The 15,082-nt window shown below is 45.8% G+C and carries 14 protein-coding genes; 7 read left to right on the forward strand and 7 right to left on the reverse strand.

Annotation, left to right across the window (positions count from 1 at the left end):
- Nucleotides 1–80 precede the first annotated feature (80 nt).
- The 3 genes from RJ41_RS13150 to RJ41_RS13160 all read right to left on the reverse strand — a co-directional run bounded on the left by RJ41_RS13150 (nucleotide 81) and on the right by RJ41_RS13160 (nucleotide 5,230).
- Nucleotides 81–3,017, reverse strand: coding sequence for a TonB-dependent receptor (locus tag RJ41_RS13150; RefSeq protein ID WP_039221553.1), 2,937 nt, complete (start codon nucleotides 3,015–3,017; stop codon nucleotides 81–83).
- Nucleotides 3,018–3,164: 147 nt separating this feature from the next.
- Entirely contained in the window at nucleotides 3,165–4,487 is a 1,323-nt protein-coding gene (locus tag RJ41_RS13155; protein WP_039221556.1) for a pectate lyase family protein, read from the reverse strand.
- Entirely contained in the window at nucleotides 4,487–5,230 is a 744-nt protein-coding gene (locus RJ41_RS13160; RefSeq protein ID WP_240485794.1) for an IclR family transcriptional regulator, read from the reverse strand. Before RJ41_RS13160 ends, RJ41_RS13155 begins: the two co-directional genes overlap by 1 nt.
- A 509-nt stretch (nucleotides 5,231–5,739) precedes the next feature.
- Here RJ41_RS13160 and RJ41_RS13165 point away from each other — a divergent pair.
- From RJ41_RS13165 to cyoE, 6 genes are all read left to right on the forward strand, one after another.
- A complete protein-coding gene (locus RJ41_RS13165; protein WP_039221563.1) occupies nucleotides 5,740–6,147 on the forward strand; it encodes a hypothetical protein in 408 nt (135 codons plus the stop codon).
- Nucleotides 6,148–6,297: 150 nt separating this feature from the next.
- Nucleotides 6,298–7,239, forward strand: coding sequence for a ubiquinol oxidase subunit II (gene cyoA / locus RJ41_RS13170; protein WP_014951264.1), 942 nt, complete (start codon nucleotides 6,298–6,300; stop codon nucleotides 7,237–7,239).
- A gap of 2 nt (nucleotides 7,240–7,241) precedes the next feature.
- On the forward strand, nucleotides 7,242–9,230 hold the full coding sequence (gene cyoB / locus RJ41_RS13175) for a cytochrome o ubiquinol oxidase subunit I (RefSeq protein WP_014999972.1): 1,989 nt from the start codon (nucleotides 7,242–7,244) through the stop codon (nucleotides 9,228–9,230).
- Complete coding sequence (gene cyoC, locus RJ41_RS13180; RefSeq protein ID WP_014977735.1) at nucleotides 9,227–9,844, forward strand: cytochrome o ubiquinol oxidase subunit III; 618 nt, start codon at nucleotides 9,227–9,229, stop codon at nucleotides 9,842–9,844. Before cyoB ends, cyoC begins: the two co-directional genes overlap by 4 nt.
- Nucleotides 9,844–10,215: a cytochrome o ubiquinol oxidase subunit IV gene (cyoD, locus tag RJ41_RS13185; protein ID WP_039221569.1), complete on the forward strand. Its 372-nt coding sequence runs from the start codon at nucleotides 9,844–9,846 to the stop codon at nucleotides 10,213–10,215. The genes cyoC and cyoD overlap by 1 nt, the downstream gene beginning before the upstream one ends.
- A 197-nt stretch (nucleotides 10,216–10,412) precedes the next feature.
- Complete coding sequence (gene cyoE, locus RJ41_RS13190; protein WP_039221571.1) at nucleotides 10,413–11,309, forward strand: heme o synthase; 897 nt, start codon at nucleotides 10,413–10,415, stop codon at nucleotides 11,307–11,309.
- Between the two features lie 84 nt (nucleotides 11,310–11,393).
- On the opposite strand, the gene RJ41_RS13195 is transcribed toward cyoE, so the two are convergent.
- Entirely contained in the window at nucleotides 11,394–11,906 is a 513-nt protein-coding gene (locus tag RJ41_RS13195) for a YgjV family protein (RefSeq protein ID WP_071960224.1), read from the reverse strand.
- Between the two features lie 186 nt (nucleotides 11,907–12,092).
- Here RJ41_RS13195 and ppiC point away from each other — a divergent pair, with 186 nt between their 5' ends.
- The gene (gene ppiC, locus RJ41_RS13200; RefSeq protein WP_012520075.1) at nucleotides 12,093–12,374 is read left to right on the forward strand and encodes a peptidylprolyl isomerase PpiC; all 282 of its coding nucleotides are present in this window, start codon (nucleotides 12,093–12,095) and stop codon (nucleotides 12,372–12,374) included.
- 82 nt (nucleotides 12,375–12,456) lie between these two features.
- On the opposite strand, the gene RJ41_RS13205 is transcribed toward ppiC, so the two are convergent.
- From RJ41_RS13205 to RJ41_RS13215, 3 genes are all read right to left on the reverse strand, one after another.
- Nucleotides 12,457–13,203, reverse strand: a complete 747-nt coding sequence (locus tag RJ41_RS13205) for a hypothetical protein (RefSeq protein ID WP_039221577.1) — start codon at nucleotides 13,201–13,203, stop codon at nucleotides 12,457–12,459.
- A 176-nt stretch (nucleotides 13,204–13,379) separates the two neighbouring features.
- Nucleotides 13,380–14,486 carry a FecR family protein gene (locus RJ41_RS13210; RefSeq protein ID WP_039221579.1) on the reverse strand — a complete coding sequence of 369 codons (1,107 nt, stop codon included), beginning with the start codon at nucleotides 14,484–14,486 and terminating at the stop codon, nucleotides 13,380–13,382.
- Nucleotides 14,479–15,069: a sigma-70 family RNA polymerase sigma factor gene (locus RJ41_RS13215; protein ID WP_014999965.1), complete on the reverse strand. Its 591-nt coding sequence runs from the start codon at nucleotides 15,067–15,069 to the stop codon at nucleotides 14,479–14,481. The genes RJ41_RS13210 and RJ41_RS13215 overlap by 8 nt, the downstream gene beginning before the upstream one ends.
- Between the last annotated feature and the right edge of the window lie 13 nt (nucleotides 15,070–15,082).

Here is a 15,082-nt window from a genome sequence, read left to right on the forward strand (position 1 = left end):
TTTACTGGGCGTACTACCGCACTACATGTCCGCTCCAGCTTTATTATGTGGAAAAGGCCGGGTTTCCCCGGCGCAGACAATTAGTAGAACTTAATGTTTACACCCAGCTGATAGCTGCGGCCGTACTCTTCTTTCTGGTACAGAATATTACCGCCGCTTAACGCGTTACCTTGGAAGTAGCGAAGGTCTGACTCCTCGGTAAGGTTGATGGCGTCAAAGTACAATTGTGCGTACTCGGTAATGTCGTACTGAAGTTTAAAGTCTAAGCTTTTAACCGAATCTTGATATTGGTCACCCCAAATCTTGCAGGACTTAGGGTCGTTAAGATCGGCAGTAATTGGGCAAGAGCCAATTTGTTCAAGAACTTCAGAACGCACGTTACCAATTAAGCGAGCTGAGAACGTTTCACTTTCCCAACCAAATACAAGGTTGAAGGTGGTATCAGCTTGATCAGGCAGTGCCACTTTGCCTTGACGAATACTGCCATCAAGCGTGGCTTCACTATCTAGGATGGTGGCATTACTTTGAATGAATAAACCATTCTCGAAGTACTGGTTGTAGCTCAGCTCTAACCCGATAACCGAGGCCTTATTACCGTTCACGGTAATATTAATCTCGTTTAGGTATAAGTCCTGCGGAATAACAAACTCAGTAACCTGGTTTACCGGAAGCGTAAGCGGCAGGTCGTTAAGCGCCATGCCAATTCCGTTTACATCCACAATAAAGTTGTCGATGTCTTTATAGAAAATGGCCGCTTCCATAAAGAGGTTTTCGCTTGGATACCAGCCAATTGACGCATCGTAGTTAATAGATGTCATTGCAACGAGATTAGGGTTACCCACATCTAGTGCATTATCAGAACCGAGCACATATTGGCTTAACTGTTGAAGCGATGCGCCACCTTGACTGTCATCACAATCGTCCGAACCTGGAGGGCAAAGCTCGATATCGCTGTCAAACACGGCAAATGCACGGGCTTGTTTAAACGATGGGCGAGTAAAGCTGGTCCACGCCGCTGCACGCACTAGGAAGTTTTCACTGGGCTCCCATTTAATGTGCGCACTAGGGAAAAACTCGCTGTATTTAATAGATGCTTCAGGCAGTGGAATGGCGATATCCAGTGCGCCCGCACCTGCGCCATTAAATTCAAAGTCATCGTTTTCTAGCGAAAGAAAACCGGTGGAAGAGAACTCGGTTTGAGCCCAACGAACACCTGTTATTAACGTGGCATCAGGCCCCAGAGGTAACTCTGCCATAGCATACACTGCCTGCGTATCTTCGGTAATGCTGTAGTCGCCCTTAGTGCTTTCTATCGACACTTCCCCATTTGTGGCAGGCTCAACCGTTTGACGAGTGGCATCAACAATTTGGTCGACAACTGCGCGGCTTTCAAATGGCAGCTGGAATGCGCTATTTGAAGGTATTTGGGTGTCATAGTCGGCAAGGGTAGAATTCACTGCGGCAATACATGCATCGTCGCTACAGTCGCCGGCAGAAGGGTCGAAACTCCACCGGTCCTTGTCACGCACGTGATCGCGCTCGCTCACCTGCACACCAAATTTAATGGTGTTTAACCAGTCATTAAAAATGTCGGTTCGCAAGTTAAGGTTCACTGTCTTAATTTCATCAATTCGGGTTCCGCCTTCTAAAAACAGGTTATCGAATTGATAATTTGAAAGGTCAGAACCATCGCCGCTTCCCGACGTTCCAAAAATACTGTTTTCTGGGTCGTAGGTTAGACCTGCGATTTGAGCAGCTTCCTGTGGGCTTAAAATGCGGGCGTTAATGTTGTCGCGACCGCCTTGACCATAAACAATCAGGTCTCGTTCACGGAATTGAACGCGGCGGTCACCAGTGGAGTCTTCTTCAGAGCGAGATTGAGCGTATTCGTAGTCAAACACGAAGCGTTCAGCAATACGGTTTTCGCCCCCTAAGCTGAACGTTATGGTTTTGTTCTTACTTTCTTGTAGGAAATGCTGGTGGAATACGTCTATATCGCTAAGAATAAACTCTTTCGTAGCGCCGTTTACGTATACAATTTCATCGTTTCCGACAGAGCCTGCATCTTGAAAATCGTAAAATTCTCGCTGTGCGCGATCATCATCTTCAAATTGTGTGAACGTGCCTTTGGCATAATAGTAAGCGTCTGCAGAGGGCTTATACTCTAAGTTAAGCGCAGCAGCTTGGCGGGTTCTGCCAGCAATCTCACGACGAATTTCTAACTGAGAAGGAGCGAGAATTTCGTCACCTTGAGCAATTTCTTCTTCCGTTTTACCCAAGTCAGCGGTGTAAAACTTCATTTCGTTGGTGCTGTGGTGGCGCGTTTCGTCTATCTGGGTTTTTCGGTCTTCGTGAGATATCGCAAAGCCAATACCAAACGTGTTGTCGAGGAAAAACTGGGTGCCGTCTAAGCTAAATTTCGGAGAGTGCTTTTCGCGCGCTTCTGAATATGCGTCTTGAACACGCATTTTTAATGTATTTTTGCCGCGATCGAAAGCTGAAATCGCTTTTACGTTTACTGTACCGCCGATGGAATTCAGGTTTTGGTCTGGTGTGAGGGTTTTAAGCACCTCAATGGTTCCTAGCAGGTCAGCAGGAAGTGCGTCTAAGCCCACTTTCCGCTCTTCGCCTGCACCAGACATTTGTGCGCCGTTCATATTTATTGATACGAAGCCGGGCCCTAAGCCTCGAACGGTAACAAACTTACCTTCGCCTTCTGAGCGCTGTAGCGTTACACCTGGCAATCTTCGAAGAGACTCCGCTACGTTTTGATCGACAAAGTTGCCTAAGTCATCGGTAGAGATAACAGAGCTAAAGCCATTCTTCATGCGTTCTAAGTCACGCGCTTTTAGGTCTGCCTGTTTAACACCCTTTACTTCAACTACTTCAATTTCGCTAGGGGTTTCATTTGTTTCAGTTTGCTCGGTATTTTCCTGAGCCGGTGCAGTACTTTGCGCCATGGTGGAAAACGCCGTGGACACGGCTAGAGCGAGGGCTGTCCATTGAAACACTTTCATGTTTTGAACTCCTAAATTCCAAAATCGACATAGCTGTAGTATTTGCATTTTGCCATGCCACCGGTGGCAGTATTGATCTTGTAGTTTAGGAATGCATTATTATTTAACGTTTATTTCACAAATTATTAATATATGAATATTTAGTCGTCACAATGTGGGAATTCCAGCAAGTACGCGCCATGAATTCTCTTCGTGGAAAGTAAGTGGAGGAGCAGTGTCGGCGGTAAAATAGTTGCGGTAATTCGTCCAGTCAATTACATCTAATTCACTGTCTATAATCCCATTTTTGCTGTTGTATTGATTGTGTTGTATTTGCGTAATTATGCGTTCATCCACGGGGTCTAGCCCTTTTCCAGCGCGAGTAAGGTTAGCACCGACCTGTTTGCTTTCAATCAGGCTTGCCCACGTCTGCTGTGTTGTTAGCTGTGCATCGCCAAGCTCATCTATTTTGTCTTGATGAAAAGGCGCGTTTGAAAGGGAGCGAGCAAGCACAGCTTTTTCTTTTTCCGAGCCAGCTTTGGCACTTTTAACATCTATACCTTTGCTATTGTCTGAAGACATATCACTATGGCCCTTCATCAGGTTTTCAGCAACGTACAGTCGAGTGAGTGATTCCTTATCGTCCCATAGTTGAAAAAACCATATTTTCTTTGTTGCGGGCCCAGGCGCGTAGACATTCCCCACCAGATTCGCAATGCCGTTTTCGCCGCCATAGGCTGAGTTCTTTTGCCAGTTAGCAATGACATTGTTTCGAATATCAACGAACTCTTGCTGTTGGGGGTAAGGCGGGTTCAGTCGCCATCCATTAATGCGAGGGTTTCTGCTGGTATGATTGACTAAAATATTACGTAAAAAGCTAGCGTTGCTGCCGCCCCAAATACCGCCATAACCGTGGCTGCCTTTATGGTGTCCGGCGTTGTTTAAACTCTCTGAAAGAATGCTGTTTTGTAGTGTAAAGCGCTGATTATTGTAGAACGAACCTACCTCGTCTTTTGACCAACTTAGCGAGCAGTGATCGATGATGACGTCAGTAGTGTTTCTTACAGTGACCGCGTCGCCTTCTTTACTGTCTTTCCCTGGCCTAAAACGCATGTGACGAATAATAACCTGGTTAGCTTCAACGCTTGTGGAAGCACCGGAAACCACAATTCCGTGAGGAGAAGTTTGGCCTGCAATCGTGACATTGTCGTGCTTTATCTCTAAGTCTTTTTCAAGGACGATAACACCAGATACATTAAAAACAATTAGTCTCGGATAGTCTTGCGCCACCGCCCAACGCAACGTCCCTTCTTGTGGGCTTCTCGCATTGTCAGACAACGAGTTAACAACTAACACTTTACCTTGGTTTCCACCTTGCGTGTATTTACCAAAGCCCAGTGCGCCTTCAAACGCTAAGGGTTGAGCGTGACAATTAGTCAGTACAAAAAGCAAGACGATTGCGACAAGAAATTGGATGGATTTATGTTTCATTACTGCATGTCCTGCTCAAAAGGTTGGGCACTGATGGTTGGAAGACGAGCGATATCTTTAAGTTTTGTGCTCCATGCCTGCAAAATCTTAAAGTCGTGGATCACGCCGTCTAGTTCTATCGCTAAAATTGATACAAGCTCACCGTCTCGCATAAAGACCGGCACGGCAACCAGCGTTACATTTCGCGGTAAATAGTGGCTAACAGCAAAGCCTCTGGTGCAGGTTGTTGCTCGTAGTTTCGCGGCTTGATGTTCATCAAAATAAGCAGGGTGATTACTGTCGTCCATGTTTTGATACTTTGGGTGGTATGCCAACATGACGTGGCCCGCAGCAGATTCAAATAGGGGCAGCTTTGTTCCTGGCCTAATCGTTGTTATTTGTTTGTCTCTGGCGTCTAAAACATCGATAACAAACGCACAATAGTCACCAAGCGTACAGATAATGGCGCTAGCGTTAGTTGGCGCAATAATTTTTGAAAGCTCGGGCGCAACTATTCTCTGAACGTATCGGCTGCGTGAGTTTGCTGCGCTAATTTCGTAAATACGCGTCCCATAGAAATATTTTGTGCCACGCTTTTCTACTACACGTTCACTGGTTAATGTTCTCAGTAACCTAAAAACCGACGTGCGGGGAAGATTGAGCGCAGACTCGATTTCAGAGGCACTTAAACCTGAGCGAGACTCGGCGATGGCTTGACATAGCTGCAGCGCCTGCATAACACTGGGAATTACATACCTTTCCATCTTTTTGCGGCCCCAAAATCAAGATAACACTGCCTGATATTAACACGAATTAAACAAAATGCTACCGGTGGCATTTTAAAATAATGATGATTTTTAGAACAGTTGCGTTGTGAAATGAGGACACGTTAATGTGCGATTCATCGCATTAATAAGACGCCTGGCGATTTAAGAATTGCTTAGAAAGCATCACAAAAATTCGGATTGTTAAAACAAATAATTAACAACTACAGATGGCGACAGGAATTATTAAAAGCGTAGTTTAGCCTAGAGAAACCAAAAGCCGCGCTGTTTGTGTGTCAGTGACAGGAAGCGTCTTAGTACAGTGTGAGACTTTCATTAAATGTTAATGAATTGGTTATCAATGCGTTGTACTTCAAATCACAGGCCCTGAAAGCCCTAAGGTGGGTGGCTTGTGCTTGCTTTCAATTATGATTACCCTGCCACGCCTGCACCCAATCAGGTGGAGTTGCATAAATACTTGTGTATTTTCATAAGGCATAACGTTCTATATGGCACCACGTCCTTTCAGTTTCCTAAACGAACTGAATTCACTAATTAGACCCGCAGTAAACTACACCAATGGTGTGGGCGCTATGCTGTGGTTGGCTAATATGGTGCTATTGCTGAACATTACGCTAGTTATCAGTGGTACTTTGGCTGACTCAGCAGAGTTCGTCAGTGCATTTAATGAAAGTTTGGTTGTAGAGCCTCTTTTCATTGCCCTTGCTAATCACACACTTTCACAATTTATCGTTCCTACCATAGCGCTGGTATTAGTGGGCCTTTTGGTAAAAGCCACGGCGATAGCAAAGGCGCAAATAACAGAACAGCGCAGACCTCTTCCTTATCTTTGCCCTACATTTCCCCAACCTTTTGTTCAAACGGTTGGCAGTAGAGCGCCCCCACTTTTTAGTTAAACGTCTCCGATTTAATTATTTAACGCCGAAAGCGTTGCGCAGTAAGTGCGACAAAGCTTTATCGGTGTGTTTTTCGATGCTGTAACGCCGCCATTCTCTATTAAGCGGCCCAGTCATCGCCGTTTAACTTGTGGGTTATAGGAACTTGTTTTGTCTATTCGTAACCTTTTTACTTTAATTGTTGCTGGTGCAGGGCTGACGTTGGCCGGTTGCAGCGGCGGCGTGCTTGACCCTAAAGGGCAAGTGGGTATGGATGAAAAGAATCTGATTATTCTTTGTACCATCCTAATGCTGATTGTTGTTGTTCCCGTTATTTTTCTTACGCTTTACTTTGCGTGGAAGTATCGCGCTAGTCGCGATTTCGAAATTTATACCCCTAAATGGGCACACTCGACCAAAATAGAAGCGGTGGTGTGGTCCATTCCAATTCTCATTGTCGTGTCGTTGAGTGTGATCACCTGGCGCTCTACTCACGCACTCGACCCTTATGCACCGCTAGAAGGTCAAGGAGAGCATCTTACTGTTGAAGTAGTCTCGCTTAACTGGAAGTGGCTGTTTATTTACCCTGAACAAGGTATCGCAACGGTCAATGAATTGGTGTTTCCAGCCAATAAACCCGTTGCGTTTAAGATTACTTCTGAAAGCACCATGAATTCGTTTTTTATTCCTCAGCTAGGAAGCCAGATTTATTCCATGGCGGGAATGGAAACCAAGCTTCATCTTATCGCCGACGAGCCAGGTACGTACAAAGGCATTTCTTCAAATTACAGCGGTGCGGGATTCACTGGCATGAAGTTTAACGCTATTGCCACACCTACCGAGGATGACTTCGAGGCGTGGGTTGCCAGCGTTAAGCAGTCGCAAACATCGTTAACGTCAGGTGCCTACGAGCAGCTTGCTGAGCCAAGCGAAAACAATCCGGTGACCTATTTCAGCAAAGTCGATGACGGTTTATTTCATAACATTGTTATGAAATACATGAAAGATCACGGCTCTATGGATTTCTACAACAAGCCGGAAAATGCCGCCATGGGCGAACATCACGCCATGCCTGAAATGCAACACAGCCATCACCAAGAGGATGCACAATAACCATGTCTTTATTAGGTAAATTATCTATTGAGGCCGTACCCTATCACGAGCCGATTATTATGGTGACACTTGCTGTTGTGGCAGTGGTGGGTGTGGTCATTGCCATGCTTATCACCAAGCACAAACAGTGGGGAACCCTGTGGTTTGATTGGATAACGTCTGTCGACCACAAACGTCTTGGAATTATGTACATTGTGTTGGCTATGATCATGCTGCTGCGTGGCTTCGCCGACGCCATTATGATGCGTACCCAGCTTGCAATGGCAACCAATGGTGCGCCCGGGTATCTGCCGCCAGAGCACTACGACCAAATCTTCACAGCCCATGGCGTTATCATGATTATCTTCATGGCGATGCCGTTTATGATTGGGTTGATGAACATCATTTTGCCACTACAAATTGGTGCTCGCGATGTGGCGTTTCCATTTTTAAATAACTTAAGTTTTTGGCTGACCGCAGGTGGCGCAATTCTAGTAAATGTGTCTTTGGGGTTAGGTGAGTTCGCAAAAACAGGGTGGGTTGCTTATCCGCCGCTAGCCGGGTTGGAGTTTAGTCCCGGGGTTGGCGTCGACTATTATATATGGGCACTGCAGATATCCGGGCTCGGTACGCTGCTAACCGCCGTAAACTTCTTAGTTACCGTGTTTAAAATGCGTGCGCCCGGCATGAAGTTAATGCAAATGCCTATTTTCACATGGACCTGTACGTGGGCGAATATTCTGATTGCTGCCTCGTTCCCTATTCTTACTGCTGTGTTAGCTATGTTAACACTAGACCGCTACATGGACTTCCACTTCTTCACGAATGAAGCCGGTGGTAACTCTATGATGTATATCAACCTGTTCTGGGCGTGGGGACACCCTGAGGTTTATATTCTTGTACTGCCTGCATTTGGTATTTTTTCAGAAGTTATATCTACGTTTACCGCTAAGCGCCTGTTTGGCTACAAGTCGATGGTTTATGCGTCCGGTGCCATTGCTATTCTCGGTTTTATTGTCTGGCTGCACCACTTCTTTACCATGGGGTCGAGCGCCAATGTGAACGCCTTCTTCGGCATTATGACCATGGTTATTGCCGTACCCACGGGTGTGAAACTGTTTAACTGGCTATTCACCATGTACCGCGGTCGCTTAATATTGAGTGTGCCTGTACTGTGGACGTTAGGCTTTATGGTGACCTTCACCATTGGCGGCATGACAGGGGTGTTACTTGCTATTCCAGGTGCTGACTACGTACTTCATAATAGCTTGTTCCTAATTGCACATTTTCACAACACCATTATTGGTGGTGCGGTATTTGGCTACCTGGCGGGCTTTGCTTTTTGGTTCCCGAAAGCCATGGGCTTTAAGCTTGACGAAAAAACCGGAAAAGCAGCCTTTTGGTGCTGGCAAATTGGTTTCCTTTTGGCGTTCATGCCCCTATATGTGCTTGGCTTTTTGGGTATGACACGCCGCTTAAATCACACCGACAATCCTGACTGGAATATCTGGTTATACATTGCTGCATTTGGTGCGTTTGTTATAGCAATTGGTATTTTCTTCCAGCTACTTCAGCTGTTTGTAAGCTTCAAAAACAAAGAAAAGCTTAACGATACAACGGGCGACCCGTGGAATGGCCACACACTAGAGTGGTCAACGGCGTCACCGCCTCAGTTTTACAATTTTGCCAAGATACCTCACATCAAAGACATTGATGCGTGGACGGATATGAAGGAACGCGGCGAGTCGTATCAACGCCCTGAAAATTACGCGCCTATTCATATGCCAAAAAATACTTCAGCCGGTGTGTTTATGAGTATGAGCTTTACTCTAATGGGCTTTGCCCTTATCTGGCATATCTGGTGGCTTGCTGTTGTCGGTTTAGTGGCAGGAATAGGAGTATTTATTAAGCGTTGCTATACCTCGGATGTTGATTACTACGTGCAGGTAGATGAGGTTGAACGAGTTGAAGCTACGCACTTAAGTGCCAATACAGTGGGAGGTCGCTCATGAGTACTATTGCAACATCAAGCGCCGCATCAATGCCGCATGAACACGCACACGAAGAACATCATGAAAACAACACCGTGTTTGGTTTCTGGTTGTATTTAATGACCGACTGTTTGTTGTTTGCTTCTTTCTTTGCCACCTATGCCGTGCTGTTTATGAATACGGCAGGCGGTGTGTCTGGCAAAGATATTTTCGAGCTCAACTTTGTCGCAGTTGAAACAGCCGCTCTGCTTTTAAGCAGCATTACCTTTGGCTTTGCCATGATATGCGCTCACCGACAAAACAAGTCAGGCGCCCTTGCTTGGCTGGCGGTGACATGGGCACTGGGTGCGTGTTTTATTGGTATGGAAGTGTACGAATTCCACCACCTTATTGAGCATGGTAACGGGCCGCAGCAAAGTGCGTTTTTAACGGCGTTTTTCTCGCTAGTGGGGCTGCACGGACTGCACGTTACAGCGGGTCTTATTTGGATGACGATCATGTTTATCGAAGTAACCCGCCGAGGTCTAGGTGAGCAAACCGTTACCCGACTTAGCTGCTTAAGCTTGTTTTGGCACTTCCTCGATATCGTATGGATATGTGTATTTACCGTAGTGTACTTAATGGGGGCAATGTAATGGCGTTACACGATGCAAAATTAGCTTCAAATACGGACGGCCACGCTTCATCGACCCACAATAGTGATGACGTACATGGCGATGTAAAGTCTTATGTTATTGGTTTCATTCTATCTGTGGTGCTCACCGCTATTCCGTTCACTCTAGTGATGAATGGCGACCTATCTAAAGTTACCACGATTTGGAGCTTGGTAACCTTGGGCTTGGTTCAAATTTGGGTGCACCTTAAATACTTTTTGCACCTTAACTTTGTCACCGAAGAAGGCAGAGCCAATACGTTTTCGTTCTTATTCAGTGCGCTTATTATTTTCATGGTGGTTGGGTTATCCGTTTGGATCATCTACGAATCAAACGCCATGATGATGTATTAGCAAGTCTCTGTATATGCGTGGTCTAGCCTGACGATCAAGTCAGGCTTTTCAATGTGTTTACTTCATCGCGGTCAGTACGATAAGCACTCATGTTTCGCCCTTCTATTGGGGCTACCTATTTGGGGGGCAACATTGGGGCTTCTCAGTACACCTTGATACGCGTCTAAATGGGCGCGTTTTAAATTTGGATTTTACCCATGACCTCTACTTATAAACGTTACCTGTCAGTAACCAAGCCCGGCATTATTATGGGCAATGCTATTTCGGTAACAGGCGGTTTCTTGCTCGCGTCCCGTGGCGATATAGATTACTGGCTATTGCTCGCAACGCTCATCGGTTTATCGCTGGTGGTGGCTTCAGGTTGTGTCATTAATAACTGCATTGACCGAGATATCGACAGCAAAATGCAGCGCACGGCTAATCGGGTGACAGTAACAGGCGAGTTGCCATTACTTACTGCAATGTTGCATGGTGCTGTGCTAGGCATTGCAGGGTTTGGCTTGTTAGCGCTTTACACCAACCTTACCGCGGTATTTTTTGCTGTTTTTGGCTACGTTATTTATGTGGGTGTGTACAGCCTGTATATGAAGCGAAACTCGGTGTATGGCACCTTCGTTGGCAGTTTGTCGGGGGCCGTTCCGCCCGTAGTCGGTTATTGCGCCGCGAGCGGTCATTTTGATATGGCTGCAGCTATTTTGCTGGGTATGTTCAGCATTTGGCAAATGCCCCATTCCTATGCCATCGCTATCTTTAGATATAACGACTATAAGGCGGCTGGCATTCCCGTATTGCCTGTTTCGCAAGGTATCGCGAAAGCAAAACGCCATATTGTTCTTCATATTGCGTTATTTGCTTTAGTTGTAATGCTGCTTCCACTTAGCGGTTATACGGGTATTGGCTTTTTAACAGTAGCTTTTGCAACAAGCCTTTGGTGGTTGTTGATGGCACTGCGTGGATACAGACCCGACATCAACTTAGAAGGCTGGGCAAAACGTGTTTTTGGTTTCTCCATTGTGAATATAACGCTGTTATCTATCGCTATGTCACTGGACTATCATACGTCAGTAACGAGTCTGTTTGCGCTCTCGTTCTAATTGACGTGTTTCGACTCACTCGGCGAGGTTGGCTTGGGAGCTTCCAATGCAGTGTGCGTATAGCAACGCATTCACTTTGGGCAATCAGGCCTGACCGAGTGCTTTTTGCCCTCTGTACAAGCGAATAATGGTAAAGCTATTAACTGCCAGTAACGTAGCTTCAAGCAGGGTGCCGCCAATAGAGCCGACAATAATATTGTTGGTTAGCCAACATATAGCGCCGCATAAAAACGCTAAACGCATACGTATTCCCGACAAACAAAATAAGGCATAAGTGCCTATGCACGTGCCCAAAATAGGGAATAAATCGTACCAAACTTCGGCCAAATACAGCCCTGCTGCTAGCGATATTAATATAAATAGATAGGCGACACTGCGGGAGCGGGTTTTAATTGAAATGCCTGTTCTTACCACTGAAAGCAAGGCACTTAAGCATGCGGTTACGGCACCAAGTAGCGCAAAATGCAGGGCGTGATTTAAATTCATCACCACCATCATTATTCGCAGGTGCTGATCATCACGCTGATAAAAGCACAAAATGCCAAGCGCAAAACTCAGCATTCCTATTGCCTGGGCCAAGTCAAATTCTGGTAACAAAAGGGAAGGCTCGTCAATGATTGATAAAGGTTAACGATACGCAGTTTTTAAACAGCAGAGTAGCCTTTACATCGCTTTTTTAGCCCAACACATCACATTGACTAATGGCAGGCGGGTTGTTCACTAGGGTATACTCAGCGTGCACGATATTATTCTTAAACCTCCGATACAAATTAGGTCCTTTCCATGGCAACGGCATCTGCACTTCACATTTTGGTTAAAACAGAGAAAGAAGCGCTTTCTATTTTAGAGCAGCTTAAAAAGGGTAAGGATTTTGCGACGTTAGCAAAGCGTCATTCTAAATGTCCGTCGGGCAAGCGTGGCGGCGACCTTGGTGAATTCCGTAGAGGCCAAATGGTAAAAGCCTTCGACGATGTTGTATTTAAAAAAGACGTGCTAAAAGTACACGGGCCGGTGAAGACCCGTTTCGGCTACCACCTTATTAAAACGCTTTATCGTAGTAATTAAAACCAAAGCCTTTTAAACCAAAGCCGAAGCAAGCCCGATCCATTCAACAAGCGTTTAAAGTATGTCCTAGCTAATTACCTTGTTAATTGCCGGGCTCCCACTTTTCACCGCATACTGAATTTTTGGTAAATATGGCGTACGGGCTGTTGGTGTCGTGCAGTGAATTGCGTAGCGCTGCGCCGTGATCTACCGTAATAAAAGGTGTGTCAGAGGCCTTACCTTGTTCATCCAGCATAAAGTAGTCGCTGGAGTAGCTTGTTAGCACCATGCGATTGTCGTAACCCATATCGCTTAAGCGAACCCGGGTTATGGCTTTAAATTTAGCGCCGGGGTTAGAAAGGCCTACGATTTTCTTAAAAAAGTAGCCTTTATCAGACTGCAGCTGGGAAAAACCATTTAACGCGTTTATTAAGGTTTTTAAATCTATTGCTTCGCGCTGCAGCATGAAGTCGTGCTGGATGGCATTGCCATCTTTTCTAAGGCTGTCTTTCGAAGGAGCTTTGCCAGCAGTATAGGCCTGCTCTGCTTCCATTGAAGAAAGGTGCGCTTGCCCTTCCTCTGTATAGTGAACCAGTGCGCTTGTATTCATGTTTACGTAGTAGTCGCTGATCCCCGCAGGTACCACTTCAAATAGCATAACATCTGGGGTTACGGCACCTCGCTCTTCGGGCGTTTGAGGGCCTTTAGCAACGCACTTGTCAGAGATGAAATAATAATATTGGCCAGCTTCAATGGCGAAAGCTGAATTAGATAGCACCGCGCAGGTGGTCAGAAGTAGTAGCCTGGAAGTGAGCTGCTTAATTGCCGTTAAAGCACTGCTTATTTGCATATCAAAGAAGCCTTATTGTTTGATGTATTTATATACAATACCAACGCATGCGAACTGGTATAAGGCGTCATTGTAAGGGGTAGTGGGTAAAAGCGCGAGTTAAGCTTTAGAACGCGCTTTCGATTTAGTATGTAGCCCAATAAAGCTAAATAAGAACCTATGAGCCAAGCACACCGTTAACGAGGGCGAAGGACAATAGTGTCGCTAGAGTAGTCTGTAGATATCTGTAAATTGTCGGCAAGGGCGGCAATAAGCGCATCTACGTCGTTGGTATTGAATAGCCCTGCTACTTGCATATTGGCAAGCGCTGCATCACCTAAAACAACCGTTTTATCCGTATATCGGCTTACTTCTTCAATCACGTCAATTAATGGCTCGCCGCGAAATACAATCTTGCCTTCCCGCCAGCTTAAATCATTCGCGATATCTTCCTCTGACACTGCCTCAACGGTACTGTTAGGCAAAGATAAAAGCGATTTTTCACCTTGGACTAACGTCAGTGGCTGAGCCTGCGGTTTAATAATTGGATCAATAATGCTTTCGCCATTCGCTTTGTTAAGTGTATAGCTGGCGACTTCTACCACGCCTTCGGTGACTACCAGTTCAAGGTCGCCGCGATGATATTGCACATTAAATGCAGTACCCACCGCCTGTATAGCTTTACCGGCTGCAAGTACATTGAGCGGGCGGGATTTGTCTTTTGCCACTTCGATATGAAGCTCACCTTTGACAAGCTGAATAACCCGTGAGGTTTCAGTAAAGGCAATGTTCACTTGAGAGTTGGTATTAAGCCATAGTGTACTGCCGTCTTCTAAGCTAATACTTTTGTGCTCGCCCGCTTTGGTCGTGGCTTGTAGCGAGTAGTTTGCTACCTGTAAAGCAGGTTCAGTTTGATTAGAAGACGAGAATAAATTTAGACCCTGATAACTTAACAATCCAACCATTAGGAACGAAGCTGCAATGGCCAGCGGGCGCTTCCAAGCCACAGTACTGTTTGTTTTGTGTTTAGCGTTAGGCTCAGGAGTATGAGGTACGATATCAGCCAATTCGCTAAGCACAGACATTTTGTCCCATAGCGCTACCATCTCTAGGAAAGTGTCTCGATGCAATGGCGTTGCAAGCCATTTTTTTAGCGCTTGCATTTCCTCGTCATCAAGCCCCTCGTCTAGCTTCACAAGCCATTCGCTGGCGGTATCAAGCACACGATCATCGCTATTAAATTGAACAACGTTGCTTTGGGTGTCTGATTTGTCGGTTTTAGTTTTGTTTTTCGAACTATTCATGGGCGTCTCTCTTTACATCCGCCGAGCTGTGTTGCCCACCATTTTGATAAGCGTTCGGCCGTGTATACGACGTTGTTTGTCGTCGCATAAATAAGGTGCATCTTTTTATCCCTTCAGCAATATGCTTTTCCACGGTTTTTTCGCTTATCTCTAATTCCTGGGCAATCTCTTTAAGAGAGTAGCCATACACTTTCTTCAACACAAATGCGCGCCTGCATTGTTTGGGTAGGGCGCGCACTGCATCACAAAACAACTTAAACTCTTGCTGGGTAGCGTTGTTGTGAAATGTTTCATCTTCAACACCGCTAATTGCACTTTCCAGCGCTGCCGCAACCTCTACGCTGTCGTCTACCATGCGCGTATCAGCACGCTTTAAATGATCGTAAGCCAAGTTTTTTGCGGTCTTAAACAAAAACGACTTAGGCTCTTTAATATGCTCAGTAGATTTAGCCTGACACAAGCGGACGTACGTATCCTGTAGTATGTCGTCGACTTCTTTAGGCGGCACAAGGCGCGATAGCATTTTGGCCATCGAGCCGCGCGCCGACATATAGGCATTATGTATGGCTGTTTCTATGGGCATATTGTTATTTTTT

Origin of the sequence: Alteromonas marina (assembly GCF_000808575.1) — a bacterium.
Classification (GTDB): domain Bacteria; phylum Pseudomonadota; class Gammaproteobacteria; order Enterobacterales; family Alteromonadaceae; genus Alteromonas; species Alteromonas marina_A.